Origin of the sequence: Desulfovibrio litoralis DSM 11393 (assembly GCF_900143255.1) — a bacterium.
GTDB lineage: Bacteria > Desulfobacterota > Desulfovibrionia > Desulfovibrionales > Desulfovibrionaceae > Frigididesulfovibrio_A > Frigididesulfovibrio_A litoralis.
This window is the reverse complement of sequence record NZ_FRDI01000010.1, coordinates 25,685-50,108: the sequence shown is the minus strand read 5'-3', so window position 1 is coordinate 50,108 and position 24,424 is coordinate 25,685. Positions and strand designations below refer to the sequence as shown.

Here is a 24,424-nt window from a genome sequence, read left to right as displayed (position 1 = left end):
GTTTATTGTGCTGTTTTACGAAAAAGCGGATCACGAGAAACAGGCGTTAAACCTGAATCTTTAATCATTTGCTCAAGTTCTGTGCGAGTTAAAGCTTGGCTTGAATTTGCCCCTGCCATATGCCCGATATGTTCTTCGACTATTGTTCCATCAAGGTCATCAGCCCCAAACGCCAAAGCCGCTTGAGCCGTTTTAACCCCGAGCATAACCCAATAAGCTTTAATATGTGGAATATTATCAAGCATTAAACGCGCAATAGCGATAGTACGCAGACGCTCTAAACCCATATGCACATCGCTATTATTTTTAAATTGTGCATTATCAAAGATTTTTGCCAGTTTTTCCTGATATTCGCCGCTCAATTCATTATTTTGAGGCAAATAAGGTAGGGGAATAAAACAAACAAAGCCACCGCTTTTATCTTGCTGTTCTCTTAGACGACAAAGGTGGTCAACACGTTGTGCAAAGTTTTCTATATGCCCAAAAAGCATACTGCAATTTGACTTTAAGCCAAGACTATGAGCCGTTCCATGAATGCTTAAATATTCATCGGCACTGATTTTATTAGGACAAAGATATTTACGCAAGACAGGTTCAAAAATTTCAGCCCCGCCACCCGTTAACATGCTTAAACCAGAAAGCTTTAAACGTTCTAAAACTTCAAGCACAGAGCATTTTTCTTGTTTGGCAAAATAGGCTATTTCCATAGCTGTAAAGGCTTTTATAACAGCTTTGGGACGAGCGATAAGAATTTTTTTAAATAATTCTTCAAACCAACTTAAACGCAAAGTCGGATGACAACCACCGACGACATGCACTTCTGCAAAAGGGATTCCATCATCAGCACAAACTTTTTCTAAAATAGTTTCATGCGTTTGGGTAAAAGCCCCCTCTTCGTTTTCTTTTCGCCTAAAAGCACAAAACAAACAGTTAATTAAACAAATATTGCTATAATTAATGTGGCGATTCCGCACGAAATATGTATTTTTACCATGCAACCGCAAACGCATTGAAAAAGCCAACGCCCCAACGGCTAAAGGGTTTTTGCATTCAAACAGACGCATACCGTCTTCATAACTTAAACGTTCGCCATTTTGTACTTTCTCATATATATCGCTTAAACCAAATTCAGCGTATTGTTTAGACCACAACATAAAAATCCTGTTTCAATTTGTTATAATAAAGAAATTTGTTGAGCGACTATACCTGTTCTGCCTGCTTAAATCAAACATTTTCAGCATAAAAAATAAGCTCACAACCTGATTAAAGACCATTGCAAAACTCTGTTTTGCGTACTTTTGTCATCGTTTTATGCTCTGTATGCACATAGCATAAAACGTCTTAAGTCACAAAACCCACTCATTTTACAGGAAAATTAAATTTTCCCTTTGTTTCGGGGGATTCCCCCGAAGCCCCCAAGTTCCCCAATCTCCATGGCAGGCAAAGCCAGCCTAGTGTCCTTATTCGTGGTTTTTGGAGTGTCTTTCTGACGAAAGCCACTTTGAGCCTATTGTGCAATAGTCTCGATTAATAATACACTTTATGTAAAAACAAAGCGTGGGCAGGAGCTGTTTTCGCTGATTGCTTGCGATCTTTAGAATTTAAAATATCTACAACTTCTAAGGGGCTGATTTTTTCTTTACCAACCGCCCACAATAACCCCATAATATTACGCACCATTTGCTTTAAAAAACCATCGCCTTTAAAATGCCAAGATTGAAGCTTGGCGCTGCAAAGGTCTTTATCACTTATAGTCGCAAGCTCAAGCTCAGAAAGACTTGTACAAATATTGTTAGGTTCAACCAGATATAAAGTGCGAGTAGAGTCCGAAACGTTACTGCCTTGATTTTGAAAGCAAGAAAAGTCGTGTTGCCCCAAAAGATAAGTGGCGGCTTCTTGCATAGCACTTAAGTTTAAAGTTCCGGTTGTCCAAACAAAAGGAGCTAAAAAAGGCGGAGTATACGTTTGGTCAAGCCAAAGATTATAAAAATAACTCTTGGCAACGGCATCAAAACGAGAATGAAACTCGCTCGAAACAAGCGTAGCCTCGACTATTCTTATATCTTGGGGCAAAAGGCGGTTGAGCGTTGTTTTCCAGTCAAAACTTTGCGTCTTTGAATCATCGTCAAAATGTGCAACTTGACCCTCTGCATGAACTCCGGCATCTGTGCGTCCCGCTCCATGTAGCCTAATTTTTTTATCAACAAGCTTTGAGACTACAGCCTCTAACTCGCCTTGTACACTGCGTTGTTTTTTGTGCTTTTGCTTTGAATGTTCCGTTGTTGCCTGTAGTTGCCAACCGTAAAAGCCCGCTCCGTTATAAGAGATTGTGAGTTTTATCCTGTGCATAACCTATTCAATTGTAAACGGAGTTACTTGGTTTTTGGGCGGCGTAAAATAACTTCTTTTGCCAAAGCCAGATATGACTCTGCCCCTTTTGATTTAATATCGTAATGAATAATACTTTTACCATGACTTGGAGCTTCGGAAACTCTAACGTTTCGAGGAACAACCGTCTCAAACAAATGATCGGGAAAACACTTTCTAACATCTGTTTTTACCTGTCTTGAAAGGCGATTTCTCACATCATACATGGTTAAAACAACGCCAAGCAAGTTTAACTCAGGGTTTAAACGTTTTTTTACAAGATCAAAAGTTTGTAAAAGCTTAACAATCCCTTCGAGAGCAAAAAATTCGCATTGCAAAGGAATTAACAGCTCTTTCGCCGCACAAAGAGAGTTTAAAGTCAACAAGCCCAAAGACGGAGGACAATCAATAATAATATATTCAAAACTTGGAGCGAGTTGATCAACCACTTCTTTAAGATAATATTCTCGCCCTATTTTATCCACAAGTTCAATTTCCGCCCCGACTAAATCGGTAGAAGCCGGCAAAAGCCAGAGAAAAGGAGAGGTGCTTATAATTGCAGAATGGGGATCTTCTGATTTCAACAAAACACTGTAAAGGTGTTGGTTAATCTTTTCCTGATCTTGTCCAAGCCCGCTAGTGCTGTTTGCCTGTGGGTCGCTATCAATCAATAAAACTTTCTTTTCCATAACAGCCAAAGAGGCAGCCAAGTTAATTGCGGTTGTTGTTTTTCCTACTCCGCCCTTTTGATTTGCTACGGCAATAATTCTAGTCATGCTTCGTCCCTTATGTTCATACTAAATTAAGCGAATACGTTTTTAGCCCATAAAAATATTATTAACTAACAAATCAGATTTAAAATATCACAGGCTTTGTGTCAACAAGCAATCGCAAAAAGGAATAAAAAAACGAAATTTTCTTTCAAATGTTTCACGTGAAACATTATAAAATTAACATAGCATCACCATACGAAAAAAATCTTAACCGCTCTTCAATCGCTTTTTCATAAGCCGAGAGCAAACGCTTTCTTCCGACAAAGGCAGACACCAACATTAAAAGAGAAGACTTGGGGAGGTGAAAATTTGTAATCAGGTGATCAACAACTTCTATTTTCTTTCCGGGATAAACAAAGATATTTGTCGTATCAGTACAAGCTTCTATTTTTCCCCGCTTTGCAAACACACCCTCAAGAGTTCTCGTCGAAGTAGTTCCTATAGCGACAACAGGTTTTTTATTTGCTCGCTGATTATTAATTAACTCTGCACTTTTTTCATTGATTTCAAAATATTCCGAGTGCATCAAATGTTCTCTAATGTCTTCACTTCTCACAGGGCTAAAAGTTCCATAGCCAACATAAAGAGTAAGCTCTGTCCAACTATGTCCCTTTGCTAAAAGTTCAGCCTTTAACGCAGGCGTGAAATGTAACCCGGCGGTTGGGGCTGCTGCTGACCCTATTTTTTCATCTTTTGCAAAAATTGTTTGATAACGTTCCGTATCGCTTTTTGTAAGCTCTCGTTTAATATAAGGAGGAAGAGGCAAACTACCCTGTTCGTTTAAACGTTCTGTTAAAGGAGCTTCCCATTCCAAGTTTACAATGCAACGACCGAATTCTTGTTTTTCCAAAATAGTAAACTTAAGCTTTTCGTTGAATTGATAGGTTTCGCCAACTTTAAATTTTTTAATGTTACGCATTAAACCTTCAACTCGTGCATTAAATTTTCCTTGTGTTGCGTGAGAATTATCTATTAAAGGTAATGGCGTGAGCAATAAAAACTCCAAACGTCCGCCACTTTTGGTAACGCCTTTTAAACGTAAAGGTGCAACTTTAACATTATTGGTAACAATTAAACTTTCACTTGGCAAAAAACTTGCTAGTTCATTAAACGAACTAACTATAAGCTCGTTATTCTTTCGATCTAAAACCAAAAGTTTTGAATTGTCTCTTTTCTCATCAGGCGTTTGAGCAACTAAAGATTCAGGCAGGTTAAAATCATAGCTTGAAAGTTGAAAATCTTCCGCATCAATTTCTAAACCATCTGTGTGAACACAACTGTTATCAAGTGCAATTTTTTTTAATCGCTCGTTTCTAAAATCAATAGCCATCAAAGCAAACCTCTTTTAATATGATACGAAACTGCTTTTATCTTAATTTTTAAATTTAATAAAGTTTTTCATAACATCAATATCACTACAAAAATATGTTTTGTGTTTCGCCCTTGTTTACACAAAAGATAAAAATTTTAAAACACAATTTTTTCAACTTCACCCAAGACAAAAATCAGCAATTAAAAAGTCTTGATAATCGCGGAAAAACACGCTAAAAATAAAAAAACACAAAAACTCTAGACTTTTTCAAAAACCAGTCGATAAAGACTAAGAAGAGACGCCTTTCTTTTATAATACATATTTTGGCCTTAACATATAAATTTTTCAGGAGACAATAATGAGACAATTATACAAACTTTGTGCTTTGGTATTTTTAACTGTGCTTTTAAGTGCTTGTGCGGGAATTATGGGAAGCGACACTCCCGGAGCTGAAGGTTATTATTACGGTGAATTTCCCGATATTCCAATTCCTAATGATTTAGCGGAAAAAACAGGTGATACTTATATTACTTATATCGCCGGCGGAATGAAAGCAGGACAACAAATTTTCCAAGGGCGCGTAGAAAAAAATTCCTTGGTAACAGCGATGAGACAATATATGTCTAAAGAGGGTTGGTCTCAACGAGCCGCCTCTTATTACGGAAATAAAAGTATCTTAACTTATGAAAAAGGCGACAGAATAGCGACCTTAATGATTGCTGACGGAACGATCTTTGTTACAATGCAAATTAATGTTGCTTCTCGCTTAAGCGATTCTGATGTCTTTTCCGATCCAAGTGTTATAAATGCAATGCCAACAGGCGGAGCAGAAGTTTCTACCTCTTATGGTGGTTCAAGCGGCGACAACCTTCAGGAAAAAAGATTGGATCAATAATGCACCCTCAATTAAATTTTGACATATTAAAAGGGAAACAAATCCACTTAGCTGTTTGTGGGTCTGTTTCTCTTTATAAAACTCTTGATTTAATGCGTTCTTGGCTAAAACAAGAAGCAGAGGTTTCGGTGGCGTTAAGTAGCTCGGCACAAGAATTTATTCGCCCGCTGTTTTTTTCTGCTTTGGGGGCAAATAAAGTTTATACTCAAATGTTTTCCCAAAACTCTGAAGAATTTATGCTACATTTAGAACCGGGGCAAAGAGCCGATGCCTTTGTTATTGCCCCGGCGAGTGCGAATATTTTGGCAAAACTTGCACACGGTTTAGCCGACGATTTAATTTCGACTCAAGCTTTGGCGTTTGAACGACCTTTGGTTATTGCTCCGGCAATGAACTTTCGCATGTGGCAAAATCTGGCAACTCAAGCGAATGTTAAAATTTTAAAAGAACGTGGACATATTATTGTTCCCCCGGCTTCAGGAAAAATGGCTTGTAACGAAGTCGGACAAGGACGTTTAGCAGAAATTGAAGAGCTTCATTGTGCGGTTTTAAAAAATCTTTCACCTCAAGACTTAGCCGGAAAAACCGTTTTATTAACAGCGGGTGCAACTCAAGAACCTTGGGACGCCGTTCGTTACTGGACAAACCCCTCAAGCGGTTTAATGGGGGCTTGTTTAGCTTTGGCGGCTTATTTAAGAGGTGCAAAAGTTCACGTTGTTTCAGGGCCGCAAATACCTTGGCTACCTAATGCGATTCAACACAGCAAGGTAAAAACCGCCAAAGAAATGTATGAGCTTGTTTTAGATCAAGCCGATGCCTTTGATATTGGAATTTTTACCGCCGCCGTCGCTGATTTTTCTCCCCTACCTTTTGGAGGAGAAAAGTTTAAAAAAGATAAGGCAGTTTCAACACCTGAAAATTCTTCGGCACTAACTATTGAGTTTAAAGCAAACCCCGATATTTTAGCTACAATTGGCAAACAGAAAAAAAATGGGCAATTACTTGTCGGCTTTGCGGCGGAAAGCAGTAACCTTGAATTTGCCGTTAAAAGTAAGCTTGAACGTAAAAATTGCGATCTTTTGGTAGGGAATTTGATTAATCAAGAAAATTCGGGTTTTAAATCAGAAAATAACAGTGTTTTTATGCAAGATCGTTTTGGTAAAAGCGAAAGCCTAAATAATTTACCGAAAACAGAACTTGCTTGGAGGATTTTAAATTGGCTGGTCGCCCTTTAAAGCTTAATCAAACTCTTTCGCCCTTTTGGCACTTAGGTTTACGCTTTATTCTCGAAGATAAAGAGGTAAATTTTTTTGAAACGAGCTTAAAAAACGAAGCTCTTGCCCCTAACTTACCCGAAAAACAAAACACGGTTCAAGCTCATTCAGCAAACAATAGTCAAAATATCCAGCATATTCCGCCTACAATCAGGATCAATCAAGCAAAAGACACAAATGTCAATACGCCCTTAAAAACCCCAAAAACGAACAACACACAGGCTGATACCTCCGCGACTATTCAGCCTGATTTTAAAGAGTGGGGGCATATCTGGCAAAAGGTTTTTCTAAAAGGTGCACCAAAACCCTCGCCATTGGTTTGGAGTTATCAGGAGCTTGGCCTAGACCTTTTAGGTGGCGGCGATACACAAAGGCGAGATTTTTTTAAAGAAATTATCAAGGAACTAGCTTGCCCGAAAGGAACTCATGTTTTTTGGGGCGGAGCAGTTCCTAAAAATTATAGCGACACAGAGCCAAACGAAACACAAACGCATGAATATGTGTTTAACCCTCAGATTTTTGAAGCCGGAATAAGCTATATTCGCCCAAGACTAATTATCGTCTTTGATAAAGACTATTTATTAAAAATTTTATCCCCCGAACTGATAGAAACAAAACCTGAACTCAGAACTTTAAATAATTTTCAACATTTGCTTGCCTTAAAAACAAAAATCATTTTACTACCCGCTTTAAAAGATTTACAAAACGATCTCGCCAAAACTCGCAGCACTTTCTTGTTTTTACAAAATGCGTTAAGGGGAGTATTATAAATTCACTTGTGTTTTTGTTCGGTTTAAACTTAAATGCACATTGAAAGTTAAAGAGCTATTTCCTACCCTAAAACACTTTTAAAGCGACGGGTAGTTTTTTTATTATATTACGCTTTTGTTGTTATTGGAGTTTTTATGTTTATACAAATTATCAAACTATCCGTTAAAGGTTGTAAGGCATTGTTGCAAAACCCTTTGCCCAAGTTATTGACCTTGAGTGCGGTAACTTTGGTGGCGTTTTTAACAGGTTTATTCCTAATGGGTTTAAGCACTTTTGACAAACATTTGAATACAACTCACGGCGAATCTGTATATCAGGTTTATTGGCGAGTCGGAACACCGGAAAGCGACTTAAAAACACAATGGAGCGAAATTTCGTCCCTTCCGGGGTTTAAAGAAATAAAAACCTATACACCCGCCGAAGCGTTAGAGGCTTTAACTCAAAAGTTACGCCAAAACACGGCTCAAAAAATAGAAATTCCCAATTTACGCAACAACAATCCCCTTCCGCCCACAGCCTTGGTTACTTTTATTGACCCATCGAGCCTTACAGACAACACAATAAACTTTGATACATGGACAGCGGAAATTCAACAACGCCTGAAAAATTTAAAAGGCGTGGAAAGAGTCGCCGTTACTCCCTTAAGAGACGAGCTTGGCAAACTTTGGCGAAATGTTAGCCACTTTATCTTTTACCCCATTGTAACATTTTTATTTTTAGTTTTGGCTTTAGTCGTGGGAAACACGGTTCGCCTTTCGCTTATAGAAAAAATACAAGAAGTCGAGATTTTACATTTAGTCGGAGCCTACGCTTGGTATATCAGGCTTCCGCTCTTGGCAAGCGGAGCTTTACTTGGCTTTATGGGCGGTTTTTTGGCGTTAATCTTATTATATTTGGTCCATTTTCAACTAAGAGACATCTTAAATTTTGCACCTTTATATATGACGCTTTCGTTTATCACTCTTCCCGTTTGTATTATTTTAGTTCTAATTCCGACATTTATGGGGATTTTAGGAACTTGGCTCGCCACCAGAAAAATTATTTAGAGACTATTGCTTCTAGCGTTTTCATTTCAACAATTTTTAAATAGATAAGAAGGTTTTCAAATGACTCATAAAATGCCCGCTGTTGTCTTAGCCTCAGGAAACGGCAGCAACCTCCAAACTTTAATCGACCTTAAGAGTGCAAATAAGCTCGATTTAGATATAAAACTTGTCGTAAGTAACAACCCCGAAGCTTTTGCCTTAGAACGTGCAAAGAATGCAAAGATCACTACTTGGGGCAAGAGTCATAAAAGTTTTGAAAGCCGTGAAGCTTTTGACCTTAACGTTATTGCCGAAATTGAAAAAGCCGGTATTTTAAGCAACCAAAAACTTATCGCAGACGGAAAAGATATTACAAAATCCTCTCAAGTTGGTTGTATTATTTTGGCAGGTTACATGCGTTTATTGTCGACGGCTTTTATTCAGGCGTTTTCAGGGCGTATTTTAAATATCCACCCCGCTCTCTTGCCAAGTTTTGCCGGTGCAAAAGGCGGTTTGGACGCTTTAAATTATGGAATCAAAATAACGGGCTGTACAGTACATTTTGTTGATGAGATTATGGATCATGGTCCTGTGATTATTCAAGCGGCCGTTCCGCATAAAGCCGGCGAAAGTTTAGACGAATTAATGCAACGCATTCATAAACTTGAACACAGAATTTATCCACAGGCGGTGCAATGGCTCGCCGAAGACCGTTTATCTTTAAAAGACAGAGTCGTTTATTTAAAGGAAAACTCTAAAAGCGAAAAACTCGCCAGTTTGGGCAACCAAGAACTAAGCTTTTTGGTTTCGCCTCCTTTAGAAAAGTTTTAGTTAACTTCACTATTTTAATATTGAAAAAGAAACATCAGGTGCAAAATGAGCTTGGACGAATGGGTAGACTTTGCTTTTATTTGTGGAATTATTGCTAGTTTGATCTGGGGTGCGATTGATGCTATAATTAATAATGGAAAGAAAAAAGAAACAGTATATTTCACACAGCAAGAAGAAGACTATAACGCCTTAGTCGATTTTAAAGACAACGAAGAATTAAAATTGAAAAAAGCGGAATCAGCCATTAAAACCATAAAAGATATAGGCTATTTAGGCACATATAAAGATGAATTTTCGCCTAGAGCCGAAAAAATGTATGAAGAAGTCAAAGCTCTTGGCGAAAGCGAAAGTTTAAAAGCGTTAAGAGCAGACTTGGCGAGTGCTTTAATCTCTTTTTATGTAAATATTCCAACAGAAGAAAATGCCGTTAAAGTAGAAAAAATATATCAAGAAACAAAGGGCTATCTGATAAACGATGATGAGCTAAGGGTAAAAATCGCAAAGTTGGCTGAACCTTTAATCAGCTTTTATTTTATGATGCTCTTTAAAAACACGGAACAAGACGCATACCCTAAAAATATTATAACCAAAGCCGAAACGATCTATAAAGAAGTTAGAGAATTTGGCTCTTTTAATGACATTAAAGATAATTTAATCGAGTCTTCTCTTCCTCTGTTGCGATTATATCGAGAAATTAAGGTAGCAGACCAAAGCTTGGTCAACAGTGCCAAACACATTTATGCCGAACTTTTTAGTTTAAATAATGATGCACAAATTCAACCCATGAAACAAGCGGCAGAAAAACTTGTGAAAGAAATCCATGCGAACTTTATTGCCAATTTGCCTTATAAAATACCCAATAGTCAAATAGTCAAGTTTTAAGTAGCGTTTAAATCTTTTGTTCCGATTAAATATTTTGTTTCCATAAACCATATCTTGGAGTCGATTATGCCGTTTTTAATTTTCTTTTTGTTTTTAGTAATTGCAATTATTTTGTATCTTGCTTTTTTTAATGAAACTAAAGACAGTGCCGAAACTTTTGCCGCAGAGAGTGCCGAGTTGCAAAAAACTTTTGCTTTAAGTATTGCTGAGGCTGAAAAAAAATATCAAGCAATAACAAATACAGAAGATGAAGAATTAAAAACCGCAAAAGTACAACTCGCATTAGAACTTTCTTTGGCTTATCGCGACTTAGAAAAACTCGGCGAAAAGGAACTTGCTATCCTTGACCAAAGATATGAAGAAATAAAACAACTGGGCGATGATGACGATTTAAACGCAGTCAAAGTCATTTTGGCAGAAGACCTTATTGCGATTTATACCAGAGCGGGAGCAAACGAAGCTTTAATGGAAAAAGCGGAACAGCTTTATCAAGAAGCAAAGTTTTTTGCGAAAAATAACGCCAATTTCAAAGAAAGTGCAATGGCATTAGTCAGCATTCAACTATTTGGTTTTTATACAAGTTTTGGCTTTATTAATTTAGAAAAGCAAAGTCCCGATAAAGAATTAGTGGAAAAAATAGAAAGAACTTATGCGGAAGCAAAAGAGTTTGGCTTTACTCAAGACACCAGACAAGAAGAGATTTTAAGCTCTTTAGCCCTACTTTTCTTTTATAATTACATAGAAAAACCCGATCAGATTATATTGAAAAAAGCTGAGCGTATTTATGAAGAAATTTTTAATACACAACTTGAACCCGAATTTATCCCTATAAAAGAACAAGCTCAAGAAGCAATAGAAACGCTTCAAAAAAAATATACTTCCAATATATCTTATGATATACTAAAACCGATAAAGAGGTAGTGAGGTTTCGGTTAAGCTGTTGTCGCTCAAACCAATAAAAAAGGAGCAAACTTTACGCTTTTAATTTTTTCATGATTGCGATATGATGTATTGGAAAAATAAAAAAATAATTACATATTTCTATTAGACCATTCAAACACAGCTCGTTATTAACGTAAAAATTATTTCATGAGTATCACAATGAATTATTGGACAAATTTAAGCATTGAATATGCCAACCAAAAATCTTATCTTGATGATTTATTTCAAATATATCCGACAATACCAGATGGAATAAGAGATATAAATACGGTCTATTGGAATGATATAGAAGGTGCATTTGATAATAAAGACAACAAACGCTTAATAACCGCCCTGTTACAACTAGACTTATTTCCAATAAAAGATAGCTATATAGCATATTTAAAGAGAGATAAATCTTCTATTGAACGAAACCCCAAAACGATCAACAGAATTTGTGGAAGACTTTATGAAATGGGGATTAGCAAAATTTATGAAAGATGCAGTGAACCGAAAGAAACCAACAGACAAATAGGTCCTATGTTTAGAAATTGGTTAAAGAAAAAAAGCTTAGGGATACAACCTGTATGCTCAGAAACCTTTTTATCAAATCAAAATGATGCAATTCTTGATGCTGGAGACTCAGAGTTAATGAAATTTGCTAAGGAACATCTAGGCTATAACCATAATAAAGGTTTAGATTTTATTGCTCGATTTAATAAAAAATACGTAATTGGCGAGGCGAAGTTCTTAACAGATTTTGGCGGACATCAAAATGCACAATTTAATGATGCAATTAACACAATAAAAGCAGACGGCGTTAATGCTATTAAAATAGCAATATTAGATGGTGTTCTATTCATAAAAGGTAATAATAAAATGTACAAAGAGATTACGACGACTTATAAAACCTATAACATAATGAGTGCTCTTGTTCTGCGAGAATTTTTATATCAACTTTAATTATTATGAAAAATTTACTTATACATGCTGACAATTTACTGGGATTAAACTATCTTTTAAATGAAAAAGAATTAAAAGGGGCGATAGATCTTGTTTATATTGATCCACCTTTTGCAACAGGCATAGACTTTACAATAACCAAGGGTAGAACATCTACTATAAGCACTGGAAAAAATGGAACTCTTGCCTATTCTGACAAACTGGTAGGTAAAGATTTTATTGCTTTTTTAAAAAAAAGATTACTTTTACTACATAAACTTTTATCAGAAAACGGTTCCATATATTTACATATAGATTACAAAATTGGACATTATGTAAAAGTAATGATGGACGAAGTTTTTGGAATAGAAAATTTTCGAAATGATATCACTAGAATAAAGTGTAACCCTAAAAATTTTAATAGAATTGGCTACGGAAACATAAAAGATTTAATTCTTTTTTATTCTAAAACTAAAAAGCCTATTTGGAATGAACCCAGAGCAGAATATTCAGATAAAGATTTAGAAAAGCTTTTTCCTAAAAAAAATGCTACTGGCAGACGTTACACGACAGTGCCTATTCATGCCCCTGGCGAAACAATCAACGGAAACTCAAACGCACTATTTAAGGGAATGAGTCCTCCAGAAGGCAGGCATTGGAGGGTCGATGTCACAACTCTTGAACAGTGGGATCAAAAAGGTCTACTAGAATGGTCTGCAACAGGTAACCCAAGAAAAATAATTTATGCGGATGAAAAAGATGGTAAAAGAGTGCAAGATATTTGGGACTATAAAGATCCTCAATATCCTATTTATCCAACAGAGAAAAACAGTCGCTTGTTAGACTTAATTATAAAAACTTCGTCAAACCCCAAAAGTATTGTGCTTGATTGTTTTTGTGGTTCTGGAACAACCTTAAAATCTGCACATCTACTTGATAGACATTGGATAGGTATAGAACAGTCAGATCTGGCAATAAAAGCAACGCAAAATAAAATGAATACAATTAAAGCTAACTTATTTATTTCACAACCAGAATATGATTTTGTATCAATGACAGACACAGAAGAAAAAGTATAAAAAACAAGATGAATAAAAAATACAGTTAGCGTTGACATAAACTTTTTGGACTGATATTGGTGCAACTATCTTTCATCTATACCTATATTCCAACAGCCATAAGCAAAAGTAACCCTAATATATCAATCGGGTATCATCTTTATTTAACATATAGGAGCCAAAAAAATGAACAAAAAAAACTCTGTGCGGACTCAAACCCCCGCCTTATCTTTCTTCCGAACAATGCCCAAACTGGTGCTTTTATTAGCCCTAGGCAGTTTTACTATTGGAGCGTTAGGTTGCTCAAGCGATAGTGAAGAAAAAAGCGGTCAAGAAAAAACAGCCTCCCAGGCAACTCAGCCTGCCGGCGGTAACACAGACAAAAAATCTGCGTCTCAAGAAACAGATAGCAATCTCAGCATTGAAAAATGGAATGCTTATATTGCCTTAACCAATGAAACATATAACATTTATTTCAAAATGGTCGAAACTTATTTAATCGCTTTCGGGCAAGGTGAAAAACCAACCGAACCTAAACACAACAACGACCGCATAGATTTCAACAATTCTACCCTTAACACCGGTAATCTGGAAAAAGCCATCGACAAAACGTTGGAAGTTGCCGCCCAAAATCCCGATGACTTTGACCGCATAGCCACTGAAGCTGCTAAAGCACTCAAAGAACAGTTGCCACTTTTGGTTAAACTAGGCAAATATTCACGCAATAAAGGCTATATTGACGACAAAGGGGCTCTTGCCATAGAGTTACACCCTCAGATCATTAAAAACTTCCCTATTGTCGATGCATCTTTTGGTCAACTCGATAAAGCCATTGGCGAACAAGAAAAACAACGGCAAGCAGAAGACCTCAAGCATCTTAAAGCCGAAGGAATGGAAATTTCCGCTACAGCTCTGGAACTTTACATTGCAGCCACCGATATTCAAAAATATATGAGCGAGAAAGAAGTAACACGAGATAATTTTAGAAAAGTCATTAAACTAGAAGAGCTTCGCAAACTTTATGACAAATTGCCTCCGCTTATGGCTAATTTGGAAAAGTTATCCACTAACCTCGAACAAGTCAAAAAAGAAGGCTTAAGAGAAAGCGACCCGACTAGTTTTCTAGATTCTGCCGGAGATTTTAAAGTTGAAGTTGCCAGTTTGATTGAAGTTTTGGAAAAAAGCAGTGGTGGAGCAAGCACTTCTTCCTTGCCACAACAAATAGCCAACAATTATAACCGCCTTGTCAACAGTTACAATAGAGATATCGCTCACTAAATATAACAACACAAGATCAAGCGGGAACGATTCGTCGCTCCCGCTTACTTTTTTAAACTCTGTATAAACCTGATGATATTATCTATTGTTAAACGCAAATCATCTTTACTACGGTTTTTTGACTCGTCAAACGGAACAGCAACTCGATTAATGCTGAAAATTCCGCTAATACCTTCGTTATAAGCCGCTTCGATATTGTCCCCGATATCACCGACAACCGCAATTAAAGGAACGCCGGCTTTCTTTGTGCGACGAGCAACACCAATCACAACCTTTCCCCTCAGCGATTGAAAGTCGATCTTACCCTCTCCGCTAAAAACTAAATCGGCATCTTTCAATAGCTCATCAAAACCTACCGTGTCTAAAATCGTTTCAATCCCCATTTGTAATTTAGCACCCAAAAACGCTACCATTCCACCGCCCATACCGCCTGCGGCACCTGCTCCCGCCAAATCGCAAATATCTTTTCCCAAATCAACTTTAACAACTTTGGCTAAATTTAAAAGACCCGCATCAAGCAACTTGACCGTTTCGGGGTCTGCTCCTTTTTGCGGTCCAAAAACATGAGCCGCTCCGTGTATTCCACACAAAGGGTTGTCAATATCACACATCGCAACCAGCTCTATCTCTTTAAGTTTCGGTAAAAGCCCTGAAACATCAATATGCACAATATCTTTTAAAGTTCCGCCAACAGGAACAAAACTTTCACCCTTACTGTTTTTAAATTTCACACCAAGAGCCGCCGCCGCTCCCGTTCCGCCGTCATTGGTCGCACTTCCGCCAAGTCCGATAATAATTCTTTTACAACCCGCTTGAGCCGCATGGGCAATTAATTGACCAACACCGTAAGTTGTCGTTTTGGTTGCTGATTTATTATTTTCCACTAAAGGTAAACCCGCACAAGCCGCCATTTCAACAATCGCCGTTCCATCAGGCAACAGCCCATAAAAACTATCTATTTCTTTAAAATAAGGGTCTTTAACTTTTACGTTCTGTTTTATTCCGCCAACAGCCGAAAGAAAACAATCAACACTCCCCTCTCCGCCGTCAGCTACGGGAATAGAAACAACTTTAACCCCAGGTAAATGTCTATGAATCGCTTGTTCCATAATAGAACAGATTTCACAAGAACTCATCGTACCTTTAAAACTATCGGGAATAAGAATTACTTTCCGCATATAGCACTCCTGATGAAAAAATATTGCTAACTTGTTTAAAACAGCATACTATTAACGGCTAAGAAGCTCAAGAACCTCTTAATGTTCATTTAGATTTAATATCAAACAATAAACTATGTACATTCATGCTTAAAATCGAAATATATATTATAAATCAATACAATAGAGGTTAATATGTCGCAATATTTAAATAACGTATTAGAAGTAATTAAAATTTTAAAACAGATACAAAGTACAGCAAATAACCATAAAGCTCCTTTTTACTCCGAATATCCCGGCGACACAATTCTTAAACTGCTTGGCAATTTAGAACAATTAGACTTTGCGAGAGCCTCTTATTACACAGATCAAGAATCACAAAAAGTTTTTGACTGGGTATTACAATATAAAATGATTATGAGCTTTTATGGAATGCCAATTCCTGTTGAGTTGCCCAATACGCCCTATCCTCAAACCAAGTGGTTAAAGCTTATAGACGAGGCTAAGGCATTTGTAAAAAATAACCATGTAATTCAAAATGCTACTGATGATTTTTTAGATATTATTGATACATGGATTTTAGAAAGCTATGCTTTAAGCGGAATTTGCGAAGCTAAAACAGGTGATATCGTTTTTGATTGCGGAACTTTTACCGGAAACACAAGCCTCTATTTCTCTCAAAAAGTAGGTGATTCAGGACACGTTTATGGCTTTGAAGCCGGACCTTCCACTTTTAAAACCTACAAACATAATACTCAAAGCGTAAAAAATCTAACCCAAATCAACGCTGCCGTGAGTGATCAGTGCGGAGAGATGTTTTTTGCCAATGATGGTTGTGCGGGTGGCGGTTTGAATAAAGACGGGCAAATTAGCGTAAAAACAATTAATCTTGATACTTTTTATCAAGAAAATAACTTATCACGAGTAGATTTTATAAAAATGGATATAGAAGGTGCCGAGGAAGCCGCTCTAATCGGAGCAGAAACAATTATTAAAAAACACAAACCTCAAATGGCTATCTCGGCTTATCATAAAGACACAGATTTAACCGACCTTCCGAAACGCATCTTAACTATTTGTCCTGATTATAGTTTTCAGTTACGCCACTTTTCTAATTGTGTTTATGAAACTGTATTATTTTGCATTCCCCAAACCGCAAACAAACGCTCGCAAAGCAATCAAAATCAAAGCAATTGTCAAAATAATGCAAACAATAATGAGCAATACAAAACCGTGCTTTTGACTTTAATGCCTTTATTACATTCTGCTCTCTCAATTTTTTATGAACAAAAAAGGGAACAAGAAACCAACTTATTATTTAACAAAGCTTATCAACTCTTACAAATCAGCGAAAATACCTTAAACCAAGTCAAAGCCGAAAACCAAAAACTCAGCGTGGAAAACTTTGCCCTAAAAAATATCTTAAAGAAAAAAGGTTAAAGATAAAAAGATGTTTTTAGATTTGTTTTTACCTAAACAAGCTTAAGATTTTACCTCTGGTTGGTTATAGTAGTTAACAAATCTATAGCTACAAAGGCAAAAGAGCCATAATGGACTGAGAAATATTTAGTATACTTTCTATAGGAGGAAGAGCGTTTAATAACCCTGTAACAAATGTTTTGTTTGGGGTATCTCGCTTAAATGCCTTTCTGAGTTCTTCAACTACTTCTAAAAGCTCTTGTTTATTAATGATGAATCTTCAATCGCATTAATTGCGTTTTTCAGTTTTTCAAGCTCATTGTTTATCTGATAAAATCTCAAACAATTCTTCCCAGCTATTAATCTTAATTAACCGAGACCGAAGCTCTTTGACTCCGCTAAAATGGCGTACATATTTAGGCACAAAAGTACGCATTTTTAACAAGGCGATACGACTGGCAGTATTACTATCCATCGCAGGCATAAATGTTTGAACAAGGCGAACATGACGCTCTACTAAGTTTAAAATAAACGTTTTAAACGCCTGAGTTTCGTCGTCTAGATTTATTTCCGCTTGCGTTCCATGCTTAAGAAGCTGTAAATAATCCTGAAAAATATAAGGAGCGTGCATGGCACCACGAGCAAACATAACGCTATCCACCCCGGTTTCTTTAACGCAATTAACGGCACTTTGTGCATCTAACAAATCGCCACTCGCAATCAGCGGAATAGTTAAGACTTTTTTTAATTTTTCTAAGGCTGTCCAATCTGCCTTACCCGTAAACGCCTGTTTCGCACTGCGAGGGTGAAGAGTGATCCAACCGGCACCAGCATCTTGCAACGCCAATGCGAGATCTAAATAAGTATCACTCCCGTTTAACCAGCCTAAACGCAACTTAAAACCGACCGTTTGAGGACTCGCCGCATTGATCATAGCCTTAGCAACGTCTAAAGCCAAAGCAGGCTCTTTTAATAAAGCCGCTCCTGCCCCTGCTTTAACCACTTTAGGGACGGAACAACCCATATTACAGTCAAAATAACTATAACCTAACTCTCGTAAAGTAGCGACCGCACGCCCCATATATTCGGGTTCAGCACCAAACAATTGGACAACTAAAGGGTTGTCATTATATTTTTGCAACTCATCAACATTAATTGGGTGTGTTAAATTTATTGGTTGAGTCAAATTTGTAGTAGTTGCCTCGGAGCTATTTAACTTATTTTCCAGACCTAAAACACTGCCCCCTGAAATACTTCCCGTTAAAACACTACCAGTTAAGACACTTTCATGCGGGAAATGCCAAGCTTTTTTAGCTTGAGCGGAAATTTTAGGCAAGTTTGGGTGAGTCGCCAGTAAAGCCATACTCGCTTTTGAGTTATAAAACAAACCCTTAGCACTAACCATTTCGGTAACAGCCACAGCCGCACCATAGTGGCGACACAACAGGCGAAAAGGTAAATCAGAATAGCCCGCTAAAGGTGCGAGCCAAGGTTTATCGGGAGTAATTATAAGAGGTTGAGTCATAAAATAAATATTAAAATAGAAATTAGTTCCTAAGTAGTTATCAATAAATTGTACTATAATAATATGAATATATCATTTTTTATTCATATCTATTTTTATTTTCTTATCAAATACTTCTATCTCAGCTAATATATTATGAATCTTAGTGATTAAGTCAGTAGGAGATATCTGCGTGCGTATTCGAGCAGATTTATGAGCGTGATCACCGCGTAGTTTACCATACAAGTCTAGATCATTAAGAAATGAGTCTCCAAAAAAATCCTTATAACAACCTAGATCGTTATATATCCGCTTTATGTCATCTTTCTTAATACCATGATTACCCTGAAGTCCACCCTTTTTTCTATGACACACTTCACTTATAAGAGCACTCAATTGCCGATCTTCTTGTAAAGGCGAAATATCAGCTTTCAGCAAATAACCTAAGCAATGGGTAATTCTCTTACGCATTTCCCATTCCTTTAAGCATTTGTCTAATACACTCACAGCAATACTTTCAAAATAATGTTCAAGTTCTGCGTGAGTTAATAAGCAAAAACTAGATATTTTATCCTTTTCTTCGGAGTTAAATCTGCCTGATAAATTACTTACAAGGCTAGTAGGCAATAAAGTAGTCCTTAAAAATTGAATGCGTTTTTTTAAATCAAAAAAATACTTTGTATTCGTAGCCATTATTTTTTCACAACAGATAATTTCTTGTTATCATGAGATATATGGTTAAGAATAATGGCTTGAGAACAAGAGTCTCTAATAATATCTTCTATTATGTTAAATCTATAAGTTACTCTCTCTAAAGTTTTTGTAGATAATTCAAGACTGTTATTAAAATCAGGATCATCTTTGCTTTTTTCGATGAAATTGTCTCTAAATTTATCTTTGTTTTGTTCAACCTGCCTTCTCACACTCGGATCCGAAAAATAATACGCAAGTGGATCAAATAAAGCTCTATTAAATCGATTGGAAAACGTACCCGCTTTCGGATTATACCTAGAAAAAGCATTATTACCAAAAATACCATTACATAATGTTATGGCGTTTTCTAATTCTAAAAAAATATCTTCATACTTCTGAGAATCCCAACCATTGTTTGATTTTTTACATGTATTATCTAAAAAGTTTTTTAATTTCCCATCATAAGATGTTATATATAACTTAAAAGCATAGTATCTAACAATAATTTCCGCATCACGCATTCTAGAGTCGGGTTTTTTTAAACCAAGCATATTTTTTACTATTGTAGACGAATCACATTTTTTATCAATAAACTGTAGGAACTCCCCCGGGTGAAGTGCTTGTCGCAATTCTTGAGGCGATAATTTTTTACTGCCAGTATTTAAACGTAAAAAAATAGAATATAATGCTTCTTCTTTAGCCCAATTTTTCAACACAATAGTTCTTATAGTTTGGTTCAAAAAAGAAGCCATATCGTCGACATAGACTATATCTGATTCTAAATCTGTATAGCTTTTACCATTTAGTTCCGGACGCACCTCCAATTCTTTCAAATTAAAAGCTTTGAATACATCTCCATTATCTGCATGTGTTGCACAAAATTGCATAATCGTTGACAATCGTTGTTTGCCATCAATTACAATAAATTTACCTTTGTTATTACTATGTTCTGCCAAAATAATTGGAGGTATAGGTATATTAAGGAATAATGATTCGATAAAACGACTCTTTTCTGCTATATTCCAAGCATCGCGACGCTGAAAATCAGGCTGTAAATCAATATTACCTTTTTTAATTTGGTTAATGATCGTTTCCACAGTCCAATCAGTTCCCCATACAACTATATCACGAAAATCCTTAGCATGAATGGAATAATCAGCTACATCTTCCTCGCCTATATCTTCAATTTTATCATTATTTTCCATTGTTCCTCCATTGCTATAAACATGAGTATGTTACTTACAGTGTTACAATAATATAATACCACAATATGATAAAAGTAAAAGATTTAAGACTATTCACAGAATATAGCAGTACGAACCTATATTCCCTCTACCCAAGTTCACCGTCAGAGAGTAAAAGTTCAACTTCGTCAAGAGAAAGACCGGTAGCACGAGCAAGTTCCATTGGGCTTTTCCCTTGTTGGTGTCCCTTGCGAATAACTTCTCTTAAAAATTGTGGGGAACGAGTTAAGTTTGTTGCCTGATCTAACAGTCTTTTTAACTCTTCCGCACGCACCTGCAACAAGCCATCAAGATGTCTTAATTCTTGTTGGCGTGCCGCAAAAGAGTTAACCAGCTCTTGTTCAAGAGAGGCGTTTTCCGCAAGACGAATCAGCATATCTTCTTGATTTGCCTGTAAATTACTGAGTGCGGTTTCAGAGCGACGTAAGCGCCAAAAAAACATTAAGATTAAAAAAAGGAGTAATAACTCCATAACGCTGACAAGAGCCAAAAGCCAAACTATCGGTTGCATGTAGTCTCACTGTTTATATTTTTCGATTAATTATATTCCCTGCCCAAGGGTTGCGTTCGTCTGTTTCAGGGATATTTTCGCTTAACTCGTCATTTTCGTTATGCGTAACAACCTGTTGAGCCATCTGTTTTTTACGGGCATGTTTGTTTTTATTTTGTTGTTTGTCTTTAACTTTTTTACCGGCATCAGACTCTTCACTGCCTTCAACCTGTTGTTTTTGGTGTTGTAAAAAATCTAAGGCGGCCTGATGGTTTAAAGCTTGTTGCACGGCAGGAGAATGCTCTTGAGCTTGAGCAATATTTTCAACATATCCTACCTGTTGAACAATAAGGGGTAAACTTTCTATTGCCATGTTTCACCAATTTTTTACAAGAATTAAAACAGTTAAAAAGCTATTTAATCAGATAATTTTCAATTAAAATATCTTTTAATTCTCCGTGTTGCAATTTTTCGTTAATAACGTTTAACAATTCTCTTTTCAAACCGGATACGGCAGTAGGATCACTTAAATAAATAAGTTCTTTGTTTTCAAGAAAAAAGAAAATCGCATCACGCAAAATAACTTTTTTAGAGTTCATTTCGCTTAAAAGTTTTTGGTCTTCGGTTGCAACGGTAAATTTAGTATAAAGAAAAACAATTTTACCATCACGGTCTTTTTTTTCTATAACAAACGGCTCCCACTCCATCAGAGAAAGCTCGGGCTTGGCGGGGGTGCTTGAGTTTGTTGCCGGTTTATGTTCAGCCGGGGCTTTTCCATGTTCTTTGGGTTGAGGTTCGACAACAGGTTGATGAAGCTCTTTTGGCTCTTCTGTTTGTTCTCCTCCACTCAAAAAAAGAAATAAGCCAACGCCAACAAGCAATAAAACAACGACAGCCCCGCCGATAATAATAAGCTTTTTGCGTTTAGACTTATTATTAACGTCGCTTTCAGCCTGTTGTTTTTCAGGTTGTTGCATACTGACTTTTTCTGCCGACGGTGGCGACGGTTTTTTTTCTTCTTGTTTCGGAGCTTTTTCTTGCTCTAAAAAAGGTGCATCATCAAGATCAAGGGCAACCTTGGCGTTATTGCTCTCAAGGTCAAGATCAAGGTCAGGAGCTGCGGTTTTTGTTGGTTCTTTAGAATCAAAAGACCCTAAATCGCTTAAAAAATCTTCATCTTTATCAGGCATATTTATTAATCCGAACTAAAAAGAATAAAAACAAAAGACGAGGTTTACCCCCACCAAATACACAAAAAAACAAGTAAAAATAAAAGACAAAAAACTTAAACAAAAAGCAAATATAATTAAGGGAAAATCTTATCTATTTTTTGTTTTAAAGTATCCGCAGTAAAAGGCTTAACGATATAATTTGAAACCTTGGCTTGAACGGCTTCGATAATATTTTCTTGTTGCGCTTCGGCGGTAACCATTAAGAAAGGAAGATCAGCAAATTCTTCGCTTGCACGTACTTTTCTCAAAAGGTCTATACCGGTCATTTGTGGCATATTCCAATCAGAAACGATAAAATCAATTTTATCTTTATTTAAAACATCCCAAGCTGTTGTTCCGTCATCAGCCTCAACCACGTTATTCATGCCCAGTTGGCGTAAAATGTTTTTTACGATACGACGCATTGTAGAAAAATCATCAACAATCAAAATTCGCATGTTTGGATCATAACCCATAGTAAAAACTCCTTAAATATCAATTTATAATTCTAACTTACCAAATTTTTGTAAAAAACTTTTACGTAATCTTACCAACGCCTGAGAGTGTAATTGTGAAACTCTGCCTTCGGTAATATCAAGGACAGAGGCAGTCTCACGCATATTTAACTCATCTGTATAGTACAAAGATAATACCATTTTCTCACGTTCTGTCAATTGTTCAACAAGCCCCGCAACCGCATCTATAAGCTCTTGGTTAGCAGTTATTTCAAAAGGCTCATCTTCGGTTATACTTTCTTTTGAGGGAATAAAACCTTCTTGCAGGGCGTCAAGAGAAAGACAGCTTTGGTTTTGCATGGCTTCAAGCCCTTCCCTTACCTGTTTTGTAGATAAACCGGTAAGTTCTGCCAAAGCCTCTTCTGATGGTATTTCCCCTGTGGTGTTATGAGACAAGCGTTGCATTGCCTCGTCAAGTTGGCGAACTCTGTGTCGTAAACTACGCGGAAACCAATCTAAACGACGAAGTTCGTCTAACATGGCACCACGAATACGATTTTCCGCATAAGTTTCAAACTTAATTCCCAAATGGGGTTGAAATTTACCAAGTGATTCGATTAACCCCAAAGTTCCGGCACTAACCAACTCGGATAATTCTATATTTTTAGGCAATTTTAATCTTAAACGGTTTGCAAGGTATTTAACTTTCGGTGCGTAATGTCTAACTATTTTTTCTTGAACTCTGGGCGGAAAGTCGTTCCAAAAAACAGCACCACTCTCTAACTGTTCCCAAGGGGGAATCAGAGTTTGTGCTGTGGTATTATTTTGTTGATGACTAGACAATTAAAAAACCAACCGAGGCTAAAATAGTTATTGTATAAAAATGAAAAAACACAACTGAATATAAAGTTAAAGCTTATATAATATATTTTTGACAATAAGTCTAAACTTTTTATAGACAATAAGCCACAATATTTCAATTTAGTCAAATAAAATAATAGGCTTTTAAGCGTAAACATTTTTTATTAATTTATACAATATATTAAAACAAATAAAAAACATCTGAAATTAAGAGCGGAACAATAGTTTTTTCCAGAAAAATTTAATATTACCATCAAGATTTGACGCAATATCCCAACCTTGAACAGTTCTTGCCAAGCCTTTCATAGCACTGCAAGCAAGCCCCTTAGGCTCAACCAAACAGAAAGGTTTTTGTTCCCTAACCGCTTTACGAACACCCGGGTCTTTTGGCAAAAATCCGATTAAGTCTAAAGAAACTCCACTTAAAAAATGATCACAAGCCCGATGAAGGCGAGTAAAAACTTCTTTGGCAGAAGCTAAATCAGGAACCATATTTACAACAACCTTAAAGTGTTCTATCCCATGATCGAGCTTCATTACCTTAATTAAGGCATACGCATCGGTTAATGAGGTTGGTTCAGGGGTTAAAACCACAATACGTTCTTGAGCGGCAAGGTTAAAATAAACAACGTTGTCGTTAATTCCGGCACCGGTATCAACAATCATATAATCAACAGAATCTTCAAGTCCGTCCATAGCTTCAAGCAAATCAAGTTTTTGTGCAGTTGTTAAAGCAAGCATCTCACTCACCCCCGAAGAAGCGGGCAAAACTTTAAAACCATAAGGCGTATCGCAAATAATATCGGTTACCTTTGCATCTTCATGAAACAAATGAAATAAATTTAACTCAGGCATAAGCCCTAAAATAACATCAACGTTTGCAAGACCAAGATCAGCATCTAACAGTAACACCCTTTTTCCAGCTTGGGCTAAACTATATGCTAAATTTACCGAAATATTGGTTTTTCCGACTCCTCCCTTACCGGAAGTAATTGAAAAAACTAAAGGCAGATCTGTAGCCATGAAAAACTCCTATATACGAACCTATACTGTTAATTAAA

Annotated in this window: 25 protein-coding genes; 11 read left to right on the top strand and 14 right to left on the bottom strand. The window is 36.6% G+C overall.

The window, feature by feature from the left end:
- Window positions 1–2 precede the first annotated feature (2 nt).
- From mqnE to queA, 4 genes are all read right to left on the bottom strand, one after another.
- Entirely contained in the window at window positions 3–1,154 is a 1,152-nt protein-coding gene (gene mqnE / locus BT999_RS09510; RefSeq protein ID WP_072697559.1) for an aminofutalosine synthase MqnE, read from the bottom strand.
- A 373-nt stretch (window positions 1,155–1,527) separates the two neighbouring features.
- Window positions 1,528–2,349 (bottom strand): tRNA pseudouridine(38-40) synthase TruA, encoded by an 822-nt coding sequence (gene truA / locus BT999_RS09505; RefSeq protein ID WP_072697558.1) that lies wholly within the window; start codon window positions 2,347–2,349, stop codon window positions 1,528–1,530.
- Window positions 2,350–2,372: 23 nt separating this feature from the next.
- Complete coding sequence (locus BT999_RS09500; RefSeq protein ID WP_072697557.1) at window positions 2,373–3,143, bottom strand: ParA family protein; 771 nt, start codon at window positions 3,141–3,143, stop codon at window positions 2,373–2,375.
- Between the two features lie 166 nt (window positions 3,144–3,309).
- Window positions 3,310–4,470 (bottom strand): tRNA preQ1(34) S-adenosylmethionine ribosyltransferase-isomerase QueA, encoded by a 1,161-nt coding sequence (queA, locus tag BT999_RS09495; protein WP_084650676.1) that lies wholly within the window; start codon window positions 4,468–4,470, stop codon window positions 3,310–3,312.
- A 340-nt stretch (window positions 4,471–4,810) separates the two neighbouring features.
- Between queA and BT999_RS09490 the strand changes: the two genes are divergently transcribed.
- From BT999_RS09490 to BT999_RS09445, 10 genes are all read left to right on the top strand, one after another.
- Entirely contained in the window at window positions 4,811–5,347 is a 537-nt protein-coding gene (locus tag BT999_RS09490; RefSeq protein ID WP_072697556.1) for a hypothetical protein, read from the top strand.
- Complete coding sequence (coaBC, locus tag BT999_RS09485) at window positions 5,347–6,582, top strand: bifunctional phosphopantothenoylcysteine decarboxylase/phosphopantothenate--cysteine ligase CoaBC (RefSeq protein WP_072697555.1); 1,236 nt, start codon at window positions 5,347–5,349, stop codon at window positions 6,580–6,582. Before BT999_RS09490 ends, coaBC begins: the two co-directional genes overlap by 1 nt.
- Window positions 6,564–7,391, top strand: a complete 828-nt coding sequence (locus BT999_RS09480; protein ID WP_072697554.1) for a hypothetical protein — start codon at window positions 6,564–6,566, stop codon at window positions 7,389–7,391. Before coaBC ends, BT999_RS09480 begins: the two co-directional genes overlap by 19 nt.
- 135 nt (window positions 7,392–7,526) lie before the next feature.
- On the top strand, window positions 7,527–8,438 hold the full coding sequence (locus BT999_RS09475; protein WP_072697553.1) for a cell division protein FtsX: 912 nt from the start codon (window positions 7,527–7,529) through the stop codon (window positions 8,436–8,438).
- Between the two features lie 60 nt (window positions 8,439–8,498).
- Complete coding sequence (purN, locus tag BT999_RS09470; protein WP_245791005.1) at window positions 8,499–9,248, top strand: phosphoribosylglycinamide formyltransferase; 750 nt, start codon at window positions 8,499–8,501, stop codon at window positions 9,246–9,248.
- 45 nt (window positions 9,249–9,293) lie between these two features.
- Window positions 9,294–10,130, top strand: a complete 837-nt coding sequence (locus BT999_RS09465; RefSeq protein WP_072697552.1) for a hypothetical protein — start codon at window positions 9,294–9,296, stop codon at window positions 10,128–10,130.
- A gap of 66 nt (window positions 10,131–10,196) precedes the next feature.
- Entirely contained in the window at window positions 10,197–11,051 is an 855-nt protein-coding gene (locus tag BT999_RS09460) for a hypothetical protein (RefSeq protein ID WP_072697551.1), read from the top strand.
- 180 nt (window positions 11,052–11,231) lie between these two features.
- Complete coding sequence (locus BT999_RS09455; RefSeq protein WP_072697550.1) at window positions 11,232–12,014, top strand: restriction endonuclease; 783 nt, start codon at window positions 11,232–11,234, stop codon at window positions 12,012–12,014.
- Window positions 12,015–12,019: 5 nt separating this feature from the next.
- Complete coding sequence (locus BT999_RS09450; RefSeq protein ID WP_072697549.1) at window positions 12,020–13,072, top strand: DNA methyltransferase; 1,053 nt, start codon at window positions 12,020–12,022, stop codon at window positions 13,070–13,072.
- A gap of 165 nt (window positions 13,073–13,237) precedes the next feature.
- Window positions 13,238–14,329, top strand: coding sequence for a DUF3829 domain-containing protein (locus tag BT999_RS09445; protein WP_072697548.1), 1,092 nt, complete (start codon window positions 13,238–13,240; stop codon window positions 14,327–14,329).
- 44 nt (window positions 14,330–14,373) lie between these two features.
- On the opposite strand, the gene BT999_RS09440 is transcribed toward BT999_RS09445, so the two are convergent.
- Window positions 14,374–15,507: a glycerate kinase family protein gene (locus BT999_RS09440; RefSeq protein WP_072697547.1), complete on the bottom strand. Its 1,134-nt coding sequence runs from the start codon at window positions 15,505–15,507 to the stop codon at window positions 14,374–14,376.
- A 174-nt stretch (window positions 15,508–15,681) separates the two neighbouring features.
- Between BT999_RS09440 and BT999_RS09435 the strand changes: the two genes are divergently transcribed.
- Window positions 15,682–16,926 carry an FkbM family methyltransferase gene (locus BT999_RS09435; protein ID WP_072697546.1) on the top strand — a complete coding sequence of 415 codons (1,245 nt, stop codon included), beginning with the start codon at window positions 15,682–15,684 and terminating at the stop codon, window positions 16,924–16,926.
- A 295-nt stretch (window positions 16,927–17,221) separates the two neighbouring features.
- Here the strand turns inward: BT999_RS09435 and BT999_RS12545 are convergent, their stop codons facing one another.
- From BT999_RS12545 to BT999_RS09390, 9 genes are all read right to left on the bottom strand, one after another.
- Window positions 17,222–18,430: a tRNA dihydrouridine synthase gene (locus tag BT999_RS12545; protein WP_072697545.1), complete on the bottom strand. Its 1,209-nt coding sequence runs from the start codon at window positions 18,428–18,430 to the stop codon at window positions 17,222–17,224.
- A 72-nt stretch (window positions 18,431–18,502) separates the two neighbouring features.
- Entirely contained in the window at window positions 18,503–19,102 is a 600-nt protein-coding gene (locus BT999_RS09425; RefSeq protein WP_072697544.1) for a HEPN domain-containing protein, read from the bottom strand.
- Entirely contained in the window at window positions 19,102–20,307 is a 1,206-nt protein-coding gene (locus BT999_RS09420) for a DUF262 domain-containing protein (protein WP_072697543.1), read from the bottom strand. Before BT999_RS09420 ends, BT999_RS09425 begins: the two co-directional genes overlap by 1 nt.
- Window positions 20,308–20,434: 127 nt before the next feature.
- Window positions 20,435–20,857 (bottom strand): hypothetical protein, encoded by a 423-nt coding sequence (locus BT999_RS09415; RefSeq protein ID WP_072697542.1) that lies wholly within the window; start codon window positions 20,855–20,857, stop codon window positions 20,435–20,437.
- A gap of 13 nt (window positions 20,858–20,870) precedes the next feature.
- The gene (locus tag BT999_RS09410; protein WP_072697541.1) at window positions 20,871–21,209 is read right to left on the bottom strand and encodes a hypothetical protein; all 339 of its coding nucleotides are present in this window, start codon (window positions 21,207–21,209) and stop codon (window positions 20,871–20,873) included.
- Between the two features lie 40 nt (window positions 21,210–21,249).
- On the bottom strand, window positions 21,250–22,026 hold the full coding sequence (locus BT999_RS09405; RefSeq protein ID WP_072697540.1) for a flagellar basal body-associated FliL family protein: 777 nt from the start codon (window positions 22,024–22,026) through the stop codon (window positions 21,250–21,252).
- A gap of 116 nt (window positions 22,027–22,142) precedes the next feature.
- Window positions 22,143–22,523, bottom strand: coding sequence for a chemotaxis response regulator CheY (locus BT999_RS09400; RefSeq protein ID WP_072697539.1), 381 nt, complete (start codon window positions 22,521–22,523; stop codon window positions 22,143–22,145).
- Window positions 22,524–22,547: 24 nt separating this feature from the next.
- Window positions 22,548–23,345 carry a FliA/WhiG family RNA polymerase sigma factor gene (locus BT999_RS09395; protein ID WP_072697538.1) on the bottom strand — a complete coding sequence of 266 codons (798 nt, stop codon included), beginning with the start codon at window positions 23,343–23,345 and terminating at the stop codon, window positions 22,548–22,550.
- 225 nt (window positions 23,346–23,570) lie between these two features.
- Window positions 23,571–24,386: a MinD/ParA family protein gene (locus BT999_RS09390; protein ID WP_072697537.1), complete on the bottom strand. Its 816-nt coding sequence runs from the start codon at window positions 24,384–24,386 to the stop codon at window positions 23,571–23,573.
- Between the last annotated feature and the right edge of the window lie 38 nt (window positions 24,387–24,424).

Excerpts from the sequence above, each read along its gene's own strand:
- BT999_RS09455 (WP_072697550.1), top strand. The coding sequence starts at position 11,232 with ATGAATTATTGGACAAATTTAAGCATTGAATATGCCAACCAAAAATCT.
- BT999_RS09390 (WP_072697537.1), bottom strand. The coding sequence starts at position 24,386 with ATGGCTACAGATCTGCCTTTAGTTTTTTCAATTACTTCCGGTAAGGGA.
- BT999_RS09435 (WP_072697546.1), top strand. The coding sequence starts at position 15,682 with ATGTCGCAATATTTAAATAACGTATTAGAAGTAATTAAAATTTTAAAA.
- mqnE (WP_072697559.1), bottom strand. The coding sequence starts at position 1,154 with ATGTTGTGGTCTAAACAATACGCTGAATTTGGTTTAAGCGATATATAT.
- BT999_RS09425 (WP_072697544.1), bottom strand. The coding sequence starts at position 19,102 with ATGGCTACGAATACAAAGTATTTTTTTGATTTAAAAAAACGCATTCAA.
- BT999_RS09450 (WP_072697549.1), top strand. The coding sequence starts at position 12,020 with ATGAAAAATTTACTTATACATGCTGACAATTTACTGGGATTAAACTAT.
- BT999_RS09400 (WP_072697539.1), bottom strand. The coding sequence starts at position 22,523 with ATGGGTTATGATCCAAACATGCGAATTTTGATTGTTGATGATTTTTCT.
- BT999_RS09405 (WP_072697540.1), bottom strand. The coding sequence starts at position 22,026 with ATGCCTGATAAAGATGAAGATTTTTTAAGCGATTTAGGGTCTTTTGAT.
- BT999_RS09415 (WP_072697542.1), bottom strand. The coding sequence starts at position 20,857 with ATGCAACCGATAGTTTGGCTTTTGGCTCTTGTCAGCGTTATGGAGTTA.
- queA (WP_084650676.1), bottom strand. The coding sequence starts at position 4,470 with ATGGCTATTGATTTTAGAAACGAGCGATTAAAAAAAATTGCACTTGAT.
- purN (WP_245791005.1), top strand. The coding sequence starts at position 8,499 with ATGACTCATAAAATGCCCGCTGTTGTCTTAGCCTCAGGAAACGGCAGC.
- BT999_RS09500 (WP_072697557.1), bottom strand. The coding sequence starts at position 3,143 with ATGACTAGAATTATTGCCGTAGCAAATCAAAAGGGCGGAGTAGGAAAA.
- truA (WP_072697558.1), bottom strand. The coding sequence starts at position 2,349 with ATGCACAGGATAAAACTCACAATCTCTTATAACGGAGCGGGCTTTTAC.
- BT999_RS09465 (WP_072697552.1), top strand. The coding sequence starts at position 9,294 with ATGAGCTTGGACGAATGGGTAGACTTTGCTTTTATTTGTGGAATTATT.
- BT999_RS09490 (WP_072697556.1), top strand. The coding sequence starts at position 4,811 with ATGAGACAATTATACAAACTTTGTGCTTTGGTATTTTTAACTGTGCTT.
- BT999_RS09420 (WP_072697543.1), bottom strand. The coding sequence starts at position 20,307 with ATGGAAAATAATGATAAAATTGAAGATATAGGCGAGGAAGATGTAGCT.
- BT999_RS09460 (WP_072697551.1), top strand. The coding sequence starts at position 10,197 with ATGCCGTTTTTAATTTTCTTTTTGTTTTTAGTAATTGCAATTATTTTG.
- BT999_RS09475 (WP_072697553.1), top strand. The coding sequence starts at position 7,527 with ATGTTTATACAAATTATCAAACTATCCGTTAAAGGTTGTAAGGCATTG.
- BT999_RS09440 (WP_072697547.1), bottom strand. The coding sequence starts at position 15,507 with ATGCGGAAAGTAATTCTTATTCCCGATAGTTTTAAAGGTACGATGAGT.
- BT999_RS12545 (WP_072697545.1), bottom strand. The coding sequence starts at position 18,430 with ATGACTCAACCTCTTATAATTACTCCCGATAAACCTTGGCTCGCACCT.
- coaBC (WP_072697555.1), top strand. The coding sequence starts at position 5,347 with ATGCACCCTCAATTAAATTTTGACATATTAAAAGGGAAACAAATCCAC.
- BT999_RS09445 (WP_072697548.1), top strand. The coding sequence starts at position 13,238 with ATGAACAAAAAAAACTCTGTGCGGACTCAAACCCCCGCCTTATCTTTC.
- BT999_RS09410 (WP_072697541.1), bottom strand. The coding sequence starts at position 21,209 with ATGGCAATAGAAAGTTTACCCCTTATTGTTCAACAGGTAGGATATGTT.